Source organism: uncultured Kluyvera sp., assembly GCF_902485085.1.
GTDB classification, from domain to species: domain Bacteria; phylum Pseudomonadota; class Gammaproteobacteria; order Enterobacterales; family Enterobacteriaceae; genus Kluyvera; species Kluyvera ascorbata.
In genome coordinates this window covers 78270-96514 of sequence record NZ_CABTJS010000132.1, presented here as the reverse complement: position 1 = coordinate 96514, position 18245 = coordinate 78270, and the positions used below count along the sequence as shown (strand labels likewise).

The following is an 18245-nucleotide window of genomic DNA, read 5'->3' as shown; positions in this document are numbered from 1 at the left end:
AGCACCTGGCACGGCTGGGACGGAAGTCGCTGTCGTTCTCAAAATCGGTGGAGCTGCATGACAAGGTCATCGGGCATTATCTGAACATAAAACACTATCAGTAAGTTGGAGTCATTACCTTGGTGCTCTCCTGAATAATTTGGACGTCTACGTCACTGCTGAACATAAACCCGATTCGTGGGATGGTCGTGATACATTCATCATGCAGACCAAAAGCAACGAACTGTTTTCTTATTTCAGAGATGTATTTATTCAGCGTGTTATTTGACGAGCGCAGACCATAAACATCCCAGACATTCTCCAGAATTTCATCACGAGCAACGACCTGACCTCTGCGCGCCAGGAGAAAAGAAAGCAATCTGTTCATCGTCACCGTTAGCGTGATGACGGTAGATTCATCTGCCGCGAGCCACATAGCTCCATCATCGGTTCGATACATAATTAATGAGCCAATTCTGAACACCATTACGTGTCTCCATACACCGCTGGGGAAGATATCGACACACAATTAACTTGTAGATATGCCCGTTGTTTACGTTTATCCATTATCTCATACAAGATCAATTCAACAACGCATACGGTTAAATGGTTTGTATTTTATTTATATTTAAGAATAAAAATTTGAATAATGGATAAGTATCAATACAAATTGCTGCTACAGGGCAGGCTAAGTAGGATTGATGCCAACCGCTATTCAGAGCGGGATAGACGAAACGATAAATAGAGACGCTTGTCACGATGCCCTTTCTAACCAGCAAAAGGAATGTCGGCCAGAGTCCGTATCATTATGTCTAAAAACTCAGGATATAGCTGATTTTCGTTTCAGCTTCTAATAATAGATTAAGGTTGGGGAGATAGCTGGTCTCTTCCTGATTGATGGGAAATGACTGTGAATTATTATATTGAGACTCGTAATCAATTCTTACGCTTTGCACTTGAACCGTTATATCAGCAAAACCAGTTCGCACAGGATACCTGTATCATCGACCTGACTTCCTGCCATTCTCTGCTTGAAGTCCTGCGTTATGTTCGACGTAATAATGATGTAAATCGATTTATTTTCATCGGTAATTCTTCTGCGGTTTCTCGGGCGCTGGTGTCACTCGTTTCTATAGAGAGTCATGCTCCAATCGAGAAGTATCATGAAGTAATATGTGATTGCCCTGGTATAAGCTACGAAGTCGCAATGCGTTTATTATTGGCGCGCCGAAATATGGATAATTTTACCCATCGAGATAAAACGACGGTCTATGGGCTTTTGCTCAATGACTCAATGAATGAAGCCGCAAGGGTAATGGGGATAAGCGTCAAGCTGTTTTATATGCGCGTCAATCGGCTGGTAAAAGTGTTGAACATGCGTAGTAGTCTTCAGGTACACCAGTTCTTTCGATACGAATATCATCCGAGCTTTGTCAGGCGGAAAATGAATGAACATCACTGTGTATCGGTAAGACAATGGCGAGAAATCTGGTAAATAGCCAATAACCCACCTTAGCGGGTTATTTATTAGCAAGGCACAGTGCAAAGTAACTGATCCACTCTCATCTTGTAACTACAACGCTGGCAATGCCGCCCAGGCGACCTGGTACCTCTTCACCCCAAAAGGGATGAAGAGCGGCGTGACTTGCCCTATTTTTGGAAAAGCGCTGGCGCCCACGGTGTAGGGTCAACCTCCATGAAGGGGGCGCGTTCAAACTGGGATTTCAACGCCCACGGCACGGTACAGTCAAATACTGTCTTACAGGTAATGCCATTTGCACGGATTGAATGGCTGTAATCTGGTGACTGTGATGGATCTAACTGGTGCCCGCGCAGCCCCGGCAGATTGGTGATACTGACATCGCCCTGCATTCGGGTCGTCATGGCCCAAAGAATGTCGTCGCTGTCGAAGATATCCACGTCTTCGTCGACGAGAATAATATTCTTAAGCTCGGAGTAGGTGGCTAAAGCGATAGCGGCTGCCTGCCCCTGACGTCCCTCATCAGACGGTTGACGTTTTTTCACTTGCAATATCCCGAGGAATTTACCGCCGCCAGCAGTATGGGCATAAACGTTTTGCAGAAATCCAGGAATAGCCGCTTCGATAGCATTACGAATACTGGCCTCCGTCGGTAGACCGGCAAGCGTGGTGTGTTCTTCGCCAGGCCCCACCAACGTTTGCAAGATAGCGTGGTGACGCATGGTCACAGCTTTGACCTTGATAACCGGTAAGGAGGGGTTAGCGCCGCCGCAGTAGCCTGGGAACTCCGGCATTGCATGTCCGGTATTGGTATGCTGATCCTCTCTGACTCGCACGCCTGGCAGGATTTCACCTTCGATAATAATCTCTGCACGCGCAATGGCCTTTTCCCGTACGGAGACACCCTGAACCAGTTCAACAGGATGCTGACGTAGCGAGCCTGCAACGCCCAGTTCGTTATAACCAAATGGCGTGGTCGGGGCTTCAAAACAAGCGCCAATATAGATAGCCGGGTCGAGCCCCATATTAATGGTCACCGGCAGCGGTTTTCCTGCCTCTTCCGCTTTTTTGCGAAAGACTTCGATATGGCGCCCGGCAGCGAGGAATATGGAGAGCTCGTCACGCTCCTGCACGCAGAGGCGGTGAATGGTAACGTCAGTGAGCGACGCATCTTCTGGATCGCTCGCTAGCACCAGGCCAAGGCAGAAAAACGGGCCTGCATCAATCGGCGTGTTGGTCGGCGCTGGAAGCAGTTTGCGCAGGTCAAAATCAGGGTTGTCAGCATAGAATACCTGTTCCTGGCAGGGTGCCTGTGAGGCTTGAACAACGACGGGTGCAACCGGTGTTTTTACCGCGTGACCGACATGCTGGGCGAGTTTGGATGGTTCGCAGCCTAACAGCAGCGCAGCGCGCTCCCGGCTGGCGTGCATTCCCACAAGAATACGAGAATCTGGAAAGCCTTTAATACTATTGAACATCATCGCAGGACCAATGCGGGTTGGACGTTTTACCGTGCCGCCGGCGCCAATGTGGCGATAAACGCCTGCGAGTTCCGCGTTAGGGTCAACTGGGTGGTCGGTTTCAATATACTGACCGTCGTGGCGCTGTAACAACGCGATGGCGCTTCTGAGATCGTTAATCTGGTTTTCCATGTGCTTCTCCTGATTGTCGTTAACCCCATTCTCATCCGAATGCGAAATACCATCAATTGCATCATTCATGCTATTTTGATATGAATTTTGTTATCATTTTCTTGGTGGAATGTATGCAATTTCGACTGATGCGCAACTTCATCATCGTGGCCGAAGAGCTCCATATGCACAAAGCCGCAGAGCGTTTGAGTATGGCGCAGCCTGCGCTGAGCCAGCAGATTAAAACCCTGGAAGAACGCTTAGGCGTCACGCTGTTTAGCCGGGCAAATAGGCGCTTAACATTGACGCCAGCCGGTGAAGCATTCCTCAATAAATCCAGGATTGCCGTGGCGATGGCGGAGCAGGCGGTGATCGATGCCCGGCAAACGGCCAGAGGGGAACAGGGCATTTTAAATCTCGGGTGCGTACCAAGCGTGATGCTCGACGGTAAACTTCCAGGCGACCTGCGTCGGCTGCATGCGCAGTGGCCCGCTATCTCATTGTCAATGATGACGGGGAATGTGCAAACGTTGTACGCCGCCGTGCAACATAACCAGTTGGATGTTGCCATCATCCGCGCGCCGCTTCCGGCGTTACCGGATGATCTGCAGAGCCGACCTTTTACCTCAGAAAAAACGGTACTGGCGCTCTATACGCAGCATCCCTTGTCCACCTCTTCGGCGTTGACGCTTTCCTCCGTTAAAGACGACAAATGGATTTCTTTGCATGACCCAGAGGGCGTAGGGCTGGAGCAATTCTTCTATGATGCCTGTAACAGTGCGGGGTTCCAGCCTCAGGTGATACAACACGTGACCGATGTCCTTGCCGTTATTAGCCTGGTCTCGGCGGGATTCGGCATTGCGTTATTACCTGCTTCTGCCAAGGCAGTCAGGGTCGAGAATGTTATTTATGTGGATATCATCGACAAGCTTGCGGAGAGCGAGTTAACGCTGGTATGCCACAGAATCATTCGCTCGGAGGTGTTAAATAAATTTTTGAGGAGCCTTAAATAGCCGCAGCGCGCCGTGTATGGCATTTCTGCGTGTTATCGACCATGCTTACGGTATAACCAACAACGCTACGGTTTCCTTACTCACGGCCTGGTGACGTTAATGCGCAATATCCTCATTCCCGTCTGTGCCGCGATACTTCTTCTGGTTGCCGGTGTTTTTATTCTTAATGCCCAGCTCTGGTATTCGCTTCGGGAGGATCGCTTAGCTGGCGCCCGTTATGCTGCCCAAAATATTGCCACTATTCTTAACGAAGCAAAGGATGCAACCCGCGTAGCGGTTGAGGTTAGCACTCGGGGATGTGATTCCGCAGGGCAATACCAGTTAGGGACCGAGGCGGCGGTGCAGCCGCACCTAAGAACGCTAGTAATCCTCAGTGAGGGGAAGGTCTGGTGTACGTCGTTGCCCGGTAATAATGTGCTGCTTCGACACCTGGATGCGATCCCCGAAAAAGAGCTGTCGCTGATTCCCGCAAAAAATGCGGTAGATAACCGGCCTGTGATGCTATTTCAACGACATTTTGCGGGAAAACGCATTATTGTTAGCGTCAGCGATCGCAATATACGCGACGCCATGAATACGCCCCTACGCTACGTAAACTATTCGTTAGCGGTGGGCAATCAGGTGATGGGCATGAGCGGCGATATTACTACGCGGGTGGAAAATGTACCCGGGCGCGGCACCATCGAGGCGGCTGCCTATCCTTTTAGCATTCAGTACAATCTCCCTTCGTTGTTTAGCGCGAGCCGCCTGATTCACCAGGGCGGTGGGATCCTTATCTTCTTGCTGTTGATGTCCTGCATTGCCGCCTACGCGCTGTACAAATACCTTAACAAAAGCACAACCCCAGAAGAGTCATTGCGCAGGGCCATCGCGAAAGGTGAAATTGTGCCTTTCTATCAGCCTATCATGAACGGTAGGGAGGGTACCGTGCGGGGTATTGAGGTGCTGGCGCGCTGGAAGCATCCGAAAGCGGGCTTTATTTCGCCTTCGGTCTTTATTCCTGCTGCCGAAAAGTCAGGGCTGATCGTTGCGTTGACGCGTAGCCTGATGACTCAGGTCGTGGCGCATATGAATGCGATTGAAAGCAAGCTGCCGGAAGGGTTCCATGTGGGGATTAATTTCAGCGCGTCGCATATAACCTCGCCAACGTTTGTTGCCGAGTGCCTTGAATATAAAAAGAATTTCATACGAAAAGATCTGAATCTGGTGATTGAAGTGACGGAGCGTGAGCCGCTGCACGTCGATGAACATCTGATCCAGACGCTGAACGTGCTGCATGAAAGCGGGTTTACTATCGCGCTCGACGATTTTGGTACTGGATACTCCGGGCTCTCTTATTTGCACGACCTGCATATCGATTACATCAAAATCGATCAGAGCTTTGTTGGCAGGGTGAATGCCTATAAAGACTCCACGCTTATCCTCGACTCCGTACTGGAGCTAGCACGAAAACTCTCTATCAGCATTGTCGCGGAAGGCGTCGAAACGCAGGCCCAACTCGACTATCTCAGCCGTAACAACATCACGTTCCTGCAGGGGTATTATTTTTATAAACCGGTCTCTTTACCCGAGCTTGTGAAAATTCTGCTGTCGAAGCCAAAAGTGAAAGTTGTCGTGGAATAATTCCCGCCGCTAGCGGCGGGATTCAGTGGCAATCTTAATCGCCAGCCCCGTTAATACGCCCCCCATTAACCAACGCTGGATGGTGCCAAACGACGGACGGCGCACCAGAAATAGCGCAATGGTGCCCGCTGAAATTGCCACTAGCGCGTTAATTGACACGCTGATAACGATTTACGTCATGCCCAATATCAGCGACTGCGTCAGCACGCTGCCCTGCATGGGGTTAATAAACTGCGGCAGGAGAGAAAGGTAGACGATGGCGATTTTGGGGTTGAGCAGATTGGTCAGAAAGCCCATCAGGAACAGCTTGCGCGAACTGTGCTTAGGCAGTTCTTTTAGCTGGAACGGTGAGCGCCCGCCGGGGCGTACCGACTGCCATGCCATCCACAGCAGATAGATGACGCCGGCAATGCGCAGCGCGTCATAGGCGTAGGGTACTGCCATCATCAGCGCGGTTAAGCCAAAGGCGGCGCTGACCATATAGAAGATAAAGTCCAGCGCAACGCCGCCAAGTGAGACCAGCCCCGCAGCACGCCCCTGAGAAATGGAACGTGAAATCAGGTAGATCATATTAGGGCCTGGGGTAAGCGCCATGCCGAGAGACACGAAGGCAAAGGCGAGAATGTTGTGGGACTCTGACATGGGTAACTCCATCGGGGCGAGGAGTTTTTATACTACGACGTCTAATGAATACGGGCGAGACAATTGTTGGTAGGGGGCTGCTCCCGGCGGCGCTTCGCTTGGCCAGGGCGAGGCGTTTACGCCGACCCCGAGGCTGGCACGGGGCCAAAAAAAAGCCCGCATAGAATGCGGGCAAAAATACTGGAAGCAATGTGAGCAATGTCGTACCGAATACCTGAGTGATTTGCTCAACTATTCGGTAATGAGAAAGATAATATTTCTCATTTAAGATATCAACCCTATCTTTTGTGTGAAAGCGATTTTTTTTAATCGAGGGTGAAAACGGTGCGTTTCTGACTGTTGTCCTGCGACCATGCGGAGGCGACATCGCGCAGGGGAACGGGGGTGGTGGCGATGGTAAAACCACCGGCAACGGCGGCATGTAACATTTCGCCGGTTGCCTGCAAAAGCTGAGGCATCGACAGGCTGCCAATACCGCTTCCCATCAGCTGTAATGGGGCAGAGCGCAATACCGCACTGTTAAGCGCAATATCGCTTCCTGCAAGTGACCCCACCTGAACATAGCGAAGGGGGGCGTTGCCCGGGCTGTATTTGGCAAGCGCAGGCAGCATCAGCTCGGCGCTATGTCCCCAAAGATAATCGATAACCACGTCAATGCCCTGATTGGCCTGCACCGCAAACTCGGCGCTGAGAGCGGTGTCATCGCCGGTTAGCAGGATAGTGGCATCGGCGTTCAACGCGGCGAGTGCACTGGCATTGCGCCCGGTCGCAATCACTTTTTTTGCGCCAAGGTAGCGAGCAATCTGCACCGCGAGCTGTCCCGCGCTGCCGGTCGCGCCGTTCACCAGCACGGTTTCACCCGCCTCAAATTTTGCGCGTTTGACCAGCGCTGCCCATGCGGACATTCCCGGATTTGCCATCGCGGCGGCGGTCACATCGTCTAAGCCATCCGGCAGCGCAAAGCAGTTCTGGGAAGCAACGGGCGCGTATTGTGCCATGCTGTCCCACGGAGACGCGGGGAAGGCGAAATAGACCCGCTCGCCAGAGGGGAGTGTGCCGGTGCCGTCGATACCGACGACAAACGGCAGCGTGCCGTCAAAACTGTAGTGCTTCCCGCAAGCGCGACTCTTAACAACATGGCTAATCGCGGCGGCGCGTACGCGAATTAACGTTTGCTGCTCGCCGACCTGCGGTTCATTAAAATCGGCCCAAATAGGGCCTTGGGCGAGGTCAAAGACCACGGCTGCTTTCATAATTTTGTCTCCATAGGGTATTTATGTGTAAAATGCACATATCAGATAACGGCACTATACTCGGTTGGAAAATATATGCAATGTGCACATAATGATTATGACATTACGACGTTTCACGGCGCGCTGCTGGATATCATCGGTGTAATGAACCAGCCCGCCCGCGATGAGCAGCTGTTACAGGCCGCGGGCGTTCAGCTGGAACAGCTGCTGTTTCCGCTGCTGGTGGCGATTGGCCGCCGTGGGCCGATAGGCGTGGTGGAGCTGGCGGATAATCTTGGGCGGGATTACACCACCGTCAGCCGTCAGGTGAAAAAGCTGGAAGCGCAGGGGCTGGCGCACAAGCAGCCGAACGCGAACGACAGGCGAATTAGCGAAGTGACGTTGAGCGAACAGGGACAGGCGATTTTTGCGCAGATTGCGCGGGCGCGACAGAAACTGATGAATCAGGTGCTGGCAAACTGGTCACCGGATGAGGTACAGGCGCTGTTCACGCTGACGCGCAAATATGCGGACAGCTTACAGCAGCAATAAGCCGCCTGACGAGCGCCAGGCGGCCAGAGGGATTATGCGGTTTTGGTCGCCGCTTTCATGCTTTTCACAAAGTTTGACAGCTCGTCGAGCATCACCTGAGGCTTCTCGACGTTGCGCTCAATGATTTTAACAATCGCGGAACCCGAAATAGCCCCGGCAGCACCCGCTTCGATGCTCGCGGTTACCTGATCCGGCGCGGAGATCCCAAAGCCCTGCAGCGGCGGTGCCGCGTTGTACTCGGCCAGTTTTTCTACCAGATGGTGCAGCGGCAGCGCGGCGCGCGTTTCGGTACCGGTGACGCCTGCACGGGAGAGCAGGTAGGTGTAACCCCGGCCGTGCTCGGCAATCTGGCGCAGCAGTTCATCGTCAGCGTTCGGCGGGCAGATGAAGATAGGGGCAACGTTGTGGCGCATCGCGGCCTGACGGAACGGCGCGGACTCCTCTACCGGCACGTCGGCAACCAGCACCGAATCGACGCCTACGCGAGCGCATTCGGCGTAGAACTCATCAATACCACGGTTAAAGACCAGGTTGGCGTACATCAGCAGGCCAATTGGAATCGTCGGATGCTTCTGACGAATGGCCGCCAGCATTTCAAAGCACTGGGTCGGCGTAACGCCGGAAGCAAAGGCGCGCAGGGTCGCGTTCTGGATGGTTGGGCCATCCGCCAGCGGGTCGGAGAACGGGATCCCCAGTTCCAGCGCGTCAGCACCAGCGGCAATCAGCGTGTCGATAATCTTCAGCGACTGCTCCGGGTTCGGGTCGCCCAGCGTGACGAAGGGAACAAACGCGCCTTCCTTGCGGGCCTTCAGTTGAGCAAACAGGTTGTCATAGCGTTCCATCAGATTTCCCCTCGCGCTTTCAGAATATCGTGTACGGTAAAGATGTCTTTGTCGCCGCGACCGGACAGGTTTACGACCAGCAGCTGCTCTTTTTCTGGATTTTCGCGCATCATTTTCAGCGCGTGAGCCAGGGCGTGGGAGGATTCCAGCGCCGGGATAATCCCTTCGTGGCGACTGAGCTCCTTGAAGGCATCCAGCGCTTCGTTATCGGTAATTGATACGTATTCGGCGCGGCCAATGCTGTTCAGGAAGGCGTGCTGTGGACCAACGGACGGGAAGTCCAGACCGGCAGAAATCGAGTAAGATTCTTCAATCTGGCCTTCATCCGTCTGCATCATCGGCGATTTCATGCCGAAGTAGATACCCACACGACCATGTTTCAGCGGCGCGCCGTGTTCGCCGGTTTCGATACCGTGACCGGCAGGTTCAACGCCAATCAGGCCGACGCTGGTTTCATCGATAAAGTCGGCGAACATGCCGATGGCGTTAGAACCGCCGCCGACGCAGGCAATGACCGCATCCGGCAGGCGACCTTCTTTTTCACGGACTTGCACCTTGGTCTCTTCACCAATCATGCGCTGGAATTCACGCACGATGGTTGGGAACGGGTGCGGACCTGCTGCGGTGCCGAGCATATAGTGCGCGGTTTCATAGCTGCCAGACCAGTCGCGCAGCGCTTCGTTACAAGCATCTTTCAGGGTAGCGGAGCCGCTGTGTACCGCGATAACCTCCGCGCCCATCAGGCGCATACGGAACACGTTCGGCGACTGACGTTCAATATCTTTCGCACCCATATAGATGCGGCATTTCAGGCCGAGCAGGGCGCAGGCAAGTGCAGATGCCACGCCGTGTTGACCAGCGCCGGTTTCAGCGATGATCTCGGTTTTACCCATGCGTTTCGCCAGCAGCGCCTGACCCAACACCTGGTTGGTTTTGTGCGCGCCGCCGTGGAGTAAATCTTCACGCTTGAGGTACAGCGTGGTTTTGGTGCCAGCCGTCAGGTTACGACACTTGGTCAGCGCCGTTGGGCGACCCGCGTAGTTTTTCAGCAGGTCGGTAAACTCTGCCTGAAACGCAGGGTCTTTTTGGGCGCTGACGAAAGCCTCTTCCAGCTGGCGCAGGGCAGGCATCAGGATCTGCGGAACGTACATCCCGCCAAATTCACCAAAATAGGGGTTCAGTAAAGTGCTCATTATTGCTCCTTAATATGCGCGCAGCGTTTGAAATGCCGAGGCCAGTTTGCTGGCATCTTTAATGCCCGGTTGTAACTCTACGCCTGAATTGAAATCCAGTCCGACGCAGCCGCTTTTGGCGGCGGTCACGCAGTTATCTGCGCTTAAACCACCGGCCAGAATCACATTACTCAGATCCTGACCTTGTAACAGTGCCCAGTCGAAACGCTGCCCGGAACCGCCCTGACCGTTGTCGAAAACATATTTATCGACGTGGTTGAGGTCGCGCGCAGGCAACGTGTCGGCGACGCTCAGCGCTTTCCAGATTTGCACGCTGGCGGGCAGTTCGGCGCGCAGGGCGTCGATATAGGCCTGATCTTCGTCACCGTGAAGTTGAACGGCGCTGAGGCCAAGTTCGGTGGCACGTGCAACGACATCCGCCACAGGCGTATTACGGAACACCCCAACGTAGGAGAGCGGTGCCGCGTTGATCACTTCGCGCGCCTGGTCTTCGCTGACCGCACGAGGTGACGTTGGAACGAAAATCAAACCGCCGTAAATGGCGCCGGCTTCATAGGCGGCCTGTGCGTCCTCTACACGCGTGAGCCCGCAGACTTTATTCTCGCCAAGCAGCACGCGGCGCACGGCGGCATTGAGGTCGTCATGGGACATCATCGCTGAGCCAATCAGGAAGCCATTGGCATAGTGTGCCAGCTCGCGCACCTGGGCATTGGTGTTAATGCCAGATTCACTGATGACCGTGACATCGTGACCCAGGCGCGGTGCCAGTTGGCGCGTGCGGTTAAGGTCAATGGACAGGTCTCGCAGGTCGCGGTTGTTGATGCCGACGACTTTCGCTTTCAGCGCAATGGCGCGTTCCAGTTCTTCTTCGTTGCTGACTTCGGTTAACACGCCCATGTTCAGGCTGTGTGCCACCGCCGCCAGTTGACGATACTGCTCGTCGTCCAGCACGGAGAGCATCAGCAGGCAGGCGTCTGCCTGGTAGAAACGCGCCAGGTAAATCTGCCAGGCGTCGATGATAAAGTCTTTGCACAGAATCGGCTGCGGCGCGATGCCGCTGACGATAGGCAGGAAGTCGAAGCTGCCCTGGAAATACTTCTCATCGGTCAGCACGGAAATTGCCGAAGCGTAGTGCTTATAAACGTTAGCAATGCGCGCCGGGTCGAAATCATCGCGGATCACCCCTTTCGACGGAGAGGCTTTTTTGCACTCCAGAATAAAGGTAGTGCGGGTGCCGCGCAGCGCATCATAGAAGCTGCGCTGGGTTGGCTGTACGTCATTCTGGAACGAGGCTAACGGTTGTTGTTGTTTGCGGGCTTCTACCCAAATCGCTTTATCGGCAACGATTTTTGCTAATACGGTTTGCATTTCTTATCCTCTTGCCGCTAATGCGGTGACGCGGTCGTAGGCTGCACCACTGTGTAATACGTCGAGTACGCGCTGAACGTTCGCTTTTAAGTCTTCATGACCATACAGGCGCATCAACATGGCGACGTTAACCGCCACGGCGGACTCGTGTGCAGCTTCACCTTTACCTTGTAGCAAGCGTGTCAGAATGTCACGGTTTTCTTCCGGCGTGCCGCCAGCCAGTTCGGCCTGATGGTAAGGCTTGAGGCCAAAGTCATCGGCGGTCAGTTGATAGCTCTTAATTTCGCCATTATTCAGCTCAGCGACAACCGTTGGCGCGTGCAGTGAAACTTCATCCATACCGCCGCTATGCACTACTGCAGCACGCTGATATCCCAGTACGCGCAGGGTTTCGGCAATCGGCAGCACCAGTTCTGGGCTGTAGACGCCAATCAGCGCCAGCGGCGGGTGTGCCGGGTTAATCAGCGGCCCCAGCACGTTAAACAGGGTGCGGGTTTTCAACTGCTGGCGAACCGGCATCGCGTGGCGGAAACCGGTGTGATACTTCGGTGCGAACAGGAAGCACACGCCCAGTTCGTCGAGCGCCTGACGTGATTTGTCGGCGTTCATATCAAGGTTAATGCCGAAGGCGGCCAGCAGGTCGGAAGAGCCAGACTTACTGGAGACGCTGCGGTTGCCGTGTTTGGCGACCTTCAGACCACACGCCGCGGCAACGAAGGCGCTGGCGGTGGAAATGTTGATGCTGTTGCTGCCGTCGCCGCCGGTGCCGACGATATCGGCAAACGGGTAGTCCGGGCGCGGGAACGGCGCGGCGTTCTCCAGCAGGGCAGTGGCGGCACCGGCAATTTCATTCGGGCTTTCGCCGCGAATTTTCATGCTTACCAGCGCAGCGGCCAGTTGCTCCGGCTTGACTTCACCGCGCACCACGGCGGAGAACAGCTGGTGGCTTTCTTGCTGAGTCAGGGTTTCGGCCTGATACAGTTTTTCCAGAATCGGCTGAAGAGTGTTGCTTTGCTCCAGCTTCTGCAGCGCCCATGCCAGGGTCTGTTCCAGCAGGCGTGCACCCTGGGTTGTCAGGATAGATTCCGGGTGGAACTGGAAGCCGCAGACGCGATCCGCGTCGTGACGTACCGCCATCACCATACCGTTGAAATGGGCGTTGATGGTTAAGCCTGCCGGAATGTTGCTGCCGACCAGCGAGTGGTAGCGTGCCACCGGCAGCGGGTTGGTTAACCCGGCAAACATCGCCTGGCCGTCGTGTTCAATGCTAGAGGCTTTGCCATGCAGGATTTCGCCAGCCTGACCAACGTAGCCGCCGTAGGCTTCAACAATCGCCTGATGGCCGAGGCAGATTCCGATAATCGGCAGCTTGCCGCGCATGCGGGTCAGCAGTTCTGGCATACAGCCAGCTTCAGACGGTGCACCGGGGCCAGGGGAGAGCATCAGCACCGGGTTATCCATGGTACCCAGACGGTCAATTAAGGTCTGTGCCGGGACGTGGTTACGGTAAATCACCACGTTGTGGCCGTTTGCGCGCAGCTGATCTGCCAGGTTGTAGGTAAAAGAGTCGATGTTATCGAGCAGCAGAATGTCAGCCATCAGAAAATCTCCTGTGCATGATGAGCGGTGGCGATGGCGCGCAGAACCGCACGAGCTTTATTACGGGTTTCGTCGGCTTCAGACTGTGGAACGGAGTCGAGTACCACACCAGCGCCCGCCTGAACGGTCGCAATGCCGTTTTCCACGAAGGCGGAGCGGATAACAATGCAGGTATCAAGGTCGCCGTGGGCGGTGAAGTAGCCCACCGCGCCGCCGTAGCTGCCGCGACGTTTGCCTTCAGCGGCAGCAATCAGCTGCATGGCGCGCACTTTTGGTGCGCCGCTCAGGGTGCCCATATTCATGCAGGCGCGGTACGCGTGCAGTACGTCGAGGTCTTTACGCAGCTCGCCAACCACGCGGGAGACGAGGTGCATGACAAAGGAGTAGCGGTCCACTTTGGTCAGGTCCGCGACGTAGCGGCTGCCCGGTGTACAGATACGCGCGAGATCGTTACGCGCCAGGTCAACCAGCATCAGATGCTCGGAGAGCTCTTTGTGGTCGGTACGCATTTCCAGCTCAATGCGGCTGTCGAGGTCGCGATCCAGCGAACCGTCGGCGCGGCGACCGCGCGGGCGGGTACCGGCAATCGGGTAGATCTCAATCTGGCGGTTGGTCGCGTCATATTTCAGCGAGCTTTCCGGTGACGCGCCGAACAGAGTGAAATCGTTGTCCTGCATAAAGAACATGTACGGGCTTGGGTTGCTCTTCTTCAGCACGTCGTAGGCGGCCAGTGGAGAAGGGCACGGCAGCGAGAAACGGCGAGACGGCACCACCTGGAAAATTTCCCCGGCGCGAATCGCTTTTTGCATCTTACGCACCACGTCGCCATATGCTTCATCGCTTTGGTTAGTTTCACAGCGCATGGTCTTAATTTCATGTACCGGCAGCGCTGACGGCGGCTCGTTCAACTGCTGACGAACCTGGGCGATGCGCTGCAGCAGACGGTCTTTCTCGGATTCGGATGGCGTAAACAGGCTCGCCTGAATACGCGTGTTCTTGGTCTGGTGGTCTATCACCAGCAGCGTTTCGGCCAGATAGAAGCAGTAGTCCGGGCAACTGGTGTCGCTTTCAAGCTGCGGCAGGTCTTCGAAGCCCGCGACCAGGTCATAGGCAAACAGACCGCCGAAGAACATCGCTTCACGTTCGTTTTGCGGAACGGTCACCAGCTCCTGTAACAGGCGGAAGGCGTCGAACACCGACAGCGAACAGAGGCGAGCATCTTCATCCAGCAGCGTACTGACCGCCGGGAAACGCAGCACGCGGCAGGTCGGCTGGCGGTTGCTTTCTACACCCGCTGGCAGCGCGGCATCAAGCAGCGGCAGCAGAGAAGCGCCGTTATCGGACAGCGCCTGAATAGTGACGGTATCGCCGAGCGCGGTGATGCGCAGCGCGCTATCGACCAGCAGCAGGCTTTTTAAATCGTTCTTGCTGTCAATGTCGGCTGATTCAAGCAGCAGCGTCGCCGGGCGTGCACCGCACAACTGATGGAACAGCGCGGTCGGATTCTCACGGTAAATCGCATCGCTGGTCAGAAGCTCGAGCATAGGTTTTTGTGTTTGCATCGTTGTTCTCGCCTGTTCTGAATAATTTTTACTTAATAAAAAGCCCGCTCATTGGCGGGCCGGGTATCTGTATGCTTTACGCAGACGTGATGACTCCGCCCTACTGGGAAGTACGCCACCAACCGCCGTGCAGAGCAATGATTTTACGCATCATTTTGAGATACCTTCTACTAAGTGAACTTGCGTACTAGTTAACTAGTTCGAGAGGGCAAAGTCAACCCCTGATTTTAGAATTTCATGCAATGCCGTTATGATAGGCCGCGAATCCTTATATGTAGTCCAATGGGAGCTGTTTTGAGCGACAACGAGTACGCCATCATTTATGACCTGCATAGCCACACGGTCGCCTCCGACGGACGGCTGACGCCGGAAGCGCTGGTGCATCGTGCGCTGGAAAACCGCGTAGGCACGCTGGCGATCACCGACCATGATTCTGTCGCAGCCATTCCTGCCGCACGAGCGGAAATCGCTCGCGCTGGTTTGCCGCTGACGCTGATTAGCGGCGTAGAGATCTCGACCCTTTGGGAAAATCACGAGATTCATATCGTCGGCCTGAATATTGATATCGCCAATCCGGCGCTCACCGCGTTTTTAAGCGCGCAGATAACGCGCCGTGAGCAGCGCGGGGTGATGATCGCCGAGCGGCTGGAAAAAGCGCATATTCCCGGCGCCTGGGAAGCGGCGCAGAAGTACGCCGAGGGTGGGGCGGTAACGCGTGCGCACTTTGCACGATTCCTCGTCGAACAGGGCAAAGCGAATAATATTGGCGACGTGTTTAAAAAATACCTCGCCCGTGGGAAAACCGGATACGTTCCGCCACAGTGGTGTACAATAAAGGAAGCTATTGATGTCATTCATCATTCGGGTGGAGTAGCCGTATTGGCCCATCCGGGGCGGTACGATTTGTCCGCCAAGTGGCTGAAAAGATTGCTGGCACACTTTAGTGAACACGGCGGCGATGCGATGGAAGTCGCCCAGTGTCAGCAAGCGCCTCACGAGCGCGCTCAGCTTGCCACCTATGCCCGCGATTACGGTTTACTGGGGTCACAGGGTTCCGATTTCCATCAGCCCTGCCCATGGATAGAACTGGGCCGTAAACTGTGGTTACCCGCAGGCGTCGAGGGTGTCTGGCAGCGCTGGGAACAGCCGCAGAATTCAACTGAGAGGGAAGCATGAGTCAGTTTTTTTATATCCACCCGGATAACCCGCAGGCGCGTCTGATTAACCAGGCGGTCGAGATTGTGCGTAAGGGCGGCGTCATCGTCTACCCAACCGACTCCGGCTATGCGCTGGGCTGCAAAATTGAAGACAAAGGCGCGATGGAGCGAATTTGCCGCATCCGTCATTTGCCGGACGGCCACAACTTTACGCTGATGTGCCGCGACCTGTCCGAGCTGTCGACCTATTCCTATGTCGATAACGTGGCTTTTCGCTTAATCAAAAACAACACGCCGGGTAACTACACCTTCATCCTGAAGGGCACCAAAGAAGTGCCGCGTCGCCTGTTGCAGGAGAAGCGTAAAACCATCGGGATGCGCGTGCCATCTAACCCTATTGCGCAGGCGCTGCTGGAAACCTTGGGCGAGCCGATGCTGTCGACCTCTCTGATGCTGCCGGGCAGTGATTTCACCGAATCCGACCCGGAAGAGATTAAAGATCGTCTGGAGAAACTGGTGGATCTGATCATCCACGGCGGCTATCTCGGCCAACAGCCCACCACCGTTATCGATCTGACTGATGATTCTCCGGTCGTGCTGCGTGAAGGCGTCGGCGACGTAAAACCGTTCCTCTGATCTTCCACACTCGGCGAGCGATTGCCGCCGGGTGTTTCGCTTATTCAAACTGACTTATCTGCTCCAGCATCCACTGCTGCGCTTTTGCTTGCCCGCTCGCCGGACGGTAGTAAACCTTCAGGGTATAGGGAGGAATGGGGAACGGCGGGGTGTGCAGGGTGAGCTCGCGGGTATCAAATAGCTGATGGACGCCGCGACGCGGAAGTGTGATAGCCAAATCCGTACGGCTGACAATAAACGGCGCTGACATGACGCTCGGCAGCTCCACCACGGTACGACGGCTGACGTGGCGTGATGCCAGGTAGCTGTCGATAGGGCGATGATGCTCATTCCACGGGCTGACCACCACGTGTCCCAGTTGCAGATACGTTTCCGGCGTCAGCACATCGTTCGCCAGCGGATGGCCTTTACGTACCGCCACCACGTAGTCGTCGGTAAACAGTTCCAGCGATGCCAGGCCGTGGCGCGGCTGCACGTTCTCTTCCTCAAAACCGATGGCGAAATTCACTCTACCGGTTAACAGTTCCTCCAGCGCATCATATTCACGAGAGTACACAATGCGTGTTCGAATGCCGGGCGCGTCAGCCTGGAGTCTGGCGATGAGTTCGGGGAAAAACACCGCGGCGGTATAGTCGGTGGCGGCAAAGGTAAAGGTCTGATTGCTGGTCGCCGGGTGAAAATGGTCAGCCTGCCCGAGCTCACCGTTTAGCGCCGAGAGGGCACCGGCAATGGCGGGAAACAGCGATTCGGCGCGCGGGGTCGGTTGCATCTGGCTACCCTGACGGCTGAATAGCGGGTCGTTGAGCGAACCGCGCAGACGACTTAATGCGTGGCTGAATGCGGAAGGGCTCATGGCGAGTTCGCTAGCGGCTTCGGCAACGCGGCGATGGCGATAAAGCGCGTCGAAGACCAGCAGCAGGTTAAGGTCTAGCAGGCGAAGATTGCGATGCATGTTATTCAGTTTACCAGTGAAAAGAATGCAGCGTATTCATATCACGCTGGCGCTAGAATAGCGAACATCAACTGAATGCGTATCTCTGGAGGCATTGTGTCACACGCTATTTTTCGTCAGGCGACTCCGTCCGACATCGACCGTTGTTATGAAATTGAATCCGCAGCCTATCCGGCAGACGAAGCGGCCACGCGGGAGAAAATTGCTATCCGCATTGCGCGTTACCCGCAAGGTTTCCTGTGCATGGAGCAGGACGGCGACATTATCGGCTTTATCAATGCGGGCTGCGCCTGGGACGTGGTGATGTCGGATGAAGAGTTCAAAGAGCTGGTGGGTCATGACCCGCAAGCGCCAAACGCGGTGATTATGTCGGTGGTGCTGGATCCTGATTATCAGGGCAAAGGCCTTTCTACGGCGATGATGCAGGCGTTTATTGAACACATGCGCCAGCAGGGGAAAACGGCCATCTACCTGATGTGCAAAGCGCAGTACCTTGAAATGTATAAACGCTTTGGCTATCAGTTCCTTAAAAAATCTGACTCGACGCACGGCGGGGAAGCCTGGTTTGAAATGAGGCAGAGTATTTAGGTTTTTATCGCCCATTATTCCTTCTTTGCTTCAACCGCACTGGGAAAGTGAAACAAAAGGGCAGGAACAAGCTGCCCTTTTCTCCTAAAATTCGTGTAGTATGTGCGGTCACCATTTTGGGTGGGGAGCTTGCGTCGCAAAAAAACGCCGCTGCCTGCCTCCTTATGCAGCCCGGTGTCGATTTCCCGTGCTGCTG

General features: G+C 54.8%; 17 protein-coding genes, 1 pseudogene and 1 other annotated feature. Of the genes and pseudogenes, 8 read left to right on the top strand and 10 right to left on the bottom strand.

Features of this window, described 5'->3' with window-relative positions; genetic code table 11:
• Positions 1-104 (top strand): IS1 family transposase (locus RDN66_RS16305; RefSeq protein ID WP_000496773.1); only part of this gene is annotated, 104 nt, incomplete at its 5' end.
• Here RDN66_RS16305 and RDN66_RS16300 read toward each other — a convergent pair.
• Entirely contained in the window at positions 98-466 is a 369-nt protein-coding gene (locus tag RDN66_RS16300) for a helix-turn-helix domain-containing protein (protein WP_308538023.1), read from the bottom strand. The two genes, RDN66_RS16305 and RDN66_RS16300, sit on opposite strands and share 7 nt — an antisense overlap.
• Positions 467-889: 423 nt before the next feature.
• Here RDN66_RS16300 and RDN66_RS16295 point away from each other — a divergent pair, with 423 nt between their 5' ends.
• The gene (locus RDN66_RS16295) at positions 890-1474 is read left to right on the top strand and encodes a hypothetical protein (RefSeq protein ID WP_202215878.1); all 585 of its coding nucleotides are present in this window, start codon (positions 890-892) and stop codon (positions 1472-1474) included.
• A 155-nt stretch (positions 1475-1629) separates the two neighbouring features.
• Here the strand turns inward: RDN66_RS16295 and RDN66_RS16290 are convergent, their stop codons facing one another.
• A complete protein-coding gene (locus tag RDN66_RS16290; protein WP_308538022.1) occupies positions 1630-3111 on the bottom strand; it encodes a UbiD family decarboxylase in 1482 nt (493 codons plus the stop codon).
• A gap of 113 nt (positions 3112-3224) precedes the next feature.
• Between RDN66_RS16290 and RDN66_RS16285 the strand changes: the two genes are divergently transcribed.
• On the top strand, positions 3225-4103 hold the full coding sequence (locus RDN66_RS16285) for a LysR substrate-binding domain-containing protein (RefSeq protein ID WP_202218124.1): 879 nt from the start codon (positions 3225-3227) through the stop codon (positions 4101-4103).
• Between the two features lie 99 nt (positions 4104-4202).
• Complete coding sequence (locus tag RDN66_RS16280) at positions 4203-5726, top strand: cyclic diguanylate phosphodiesterase (protein WP_202215876.1); 1524 nt, start codon at positions 4203-4205, stop codon at positions 5724-5726.
• A 9-nt stretch (positions 5727-5735) separates the two neighbouring features.
• Here RDN66_RS16280 and RDN66_RS16275 read toward each other — a convergent pair.
• Positions 5736-6368 (bottom strand): annotated as a pseudogene (locus RDN66_RS16275) (LysE family translocator).
• A gap of 305 nt (positions 6369-6673) precedes the next feature.
• Complete coding sequence (locus RDN66_RS16270; RefSeq protein ID WP_308538021.1) at positions 6674-7621, bottom strand: zinc-binding alcohol dehydrogenase family protein; 948 nt, start codon at positions 7619-7621, stop codon at positions 6674-6676.
• Positions 7622-7696: 75 nt separating this feature from the next.
• Here RDN66_RS16270 and RDN66_RS16265 point away from each other — a divergent pair, with 75 nt between their 5' ends.
• Positions 7697-8152: a MarR family winged helix-turn-helix transcriptional regulator gene (locus RDN66_RS16265; protein ID WP_035892957.1), complete on the top strand. Its 456-nt coding sequence runs from the start codon at positions 7697-7699 to the stop codon at positions 8150-8152.
• Between the two features lie 32 nt (positions 8153-8184).
• Here the strand turns inward: RDN66_RS16265 and trpA are convergent, their stop codons facing one another.
• Genes trpA through RDN66_RS16240 form a run of 5 tightly spaced genes read right to left on the bottom strand, consistent with a single transcriptional unit; the run spans position 8185 to position 14716 of the window.
• On the bottom strand, positions 8185-8994 hold the full coding sequence (trpA, locus tag RDN66_RS16260) for a tryptophan synthase subunit alpha (protein ID WP_123650527.1): 810 nt from the start codon (positions 8992-8994) through the stop codon (positions 8185-8187).
• Positions 8994-10187 (bottom strand): tryptophan synthase subunit beta, encoded by a 1194-nt coding sequence (gene trpB / locus RDN66_RS16255; RefSeq protein ID WP_123650526.1) that lies wholly within the window; start codon positions 10185-10187, stop codon positions 8994-8996. The genes trpA and trpB overlap by 1 nt, the downstream gene beginning before the upstream one ends.
• 9 nt (positions 10188-10196) lie before the next feature.
• Positions 10197-11555: a bifunctional indole-3-glycerol-phosphate synthase TrpC/phosphoribosylanthranilate isomerase TrpF gene (gene trpCF, locus RDN66_RS16250; protein WP_202215874.1), complete on the bottom strand. Its 1359-nt coding sequence runs from the start codon at positions 11553-11555 to the stop codon at positions 10197-10199.
• Between the two features lie 3 nt (positions 11556-11558).
• Positions 11559-13154: a bifunctional anthranilate synthase glutamate amidotransferase component TrpG/anthranilate phosphoribosyltransferase TrpD gene (trpD, locus tag RDN66_RS16245; RefSeq protein WP_035892952.1), complete on the bottom strand. Its 1596-nt coding sequence runs from the start codon at positions 13152-13154 to the stop codon at positions 11559-11561.
• Entirely contained in the window at positions 13154-14716 is a 1563-nt protein-coding gene (locus RDN66_RS16240; RefSeq protein ID WP_202215873.1) for an anthranilate synthase component 1, read from the bottom strand. The genes trpD and RDN66_RS16240 overlap by 1 nt, the downstream gene beginning before the upstream one ends.
• Positions 14717-14750: 34 nt before the next feature.
• Positions 14751-14843: a sequence feature (Trp leader region), on the bottom strand.
• 167 nt (positions 14844-15010) lie between these two features.
• On the opposite strand from RDN66_RS16240, the gene RDN66_RS16235 reads away from it, so the two are divergent.
• On the top strand, positions 15011-15892 hold the full coding sequence (locus tag RDN66_RS16235) for a PHP domain-containing protein (RefSeq protein WP_035892945.1): 882 nt from the start codon (positions 15011-15013) through the stop codon (positions 15890-15892).
• Positions 15889-16509 (top strand): L-threonylcarbamoyladenylate synthase, encoded by a 621-nt coding sequence (locus tag RDN66_RS16230; protein WP_035892943.1) that lies wholly within the window; start codon positions 15889-15891, stop codon positions 16507-16509. Before RDN66_RS16235 ends, RDN66_RS16230 begins: the two co-directional genes overlap by 4 nt.
• Positions 16510-16549: 40 nt before the next feature.
• Here the strand turns inward: RDN66_RS16230 and RDN66_RS16225 are convergent, their stop codons facing one another.
• The gene (locus RDN66_RS16225; RefSeq protein ID WP_308538020.1) at positions 16550-17461 is read right to left on the bottom strand and encodes a LysR family transcriptional regulator; all 912 of its coding nucleotides are present in this window, start codon (positions 17459-17461) and stop codon (positions 16550-16552) included.
• A gap of 96 nt (positions 17462-17557) precedes the next feature.
• Between RDN66_RS16225 and RDN66_RS16220 the strand changes: the two genes are divergently transcribed.
• The gene (locus tag RDN66_RS16220) at positions 17558-18049 is read left to right on the top strand and encodes a GNAT family N-acetyltransferase (protein WP_035892940.1); all 492 of its coding nucleotides are present in this window, start codon (positions 17558-17560) and stop codon (positions 18047-18049) included.
• Positions 18050-18245: the final 196 nt, after the last annotated feature.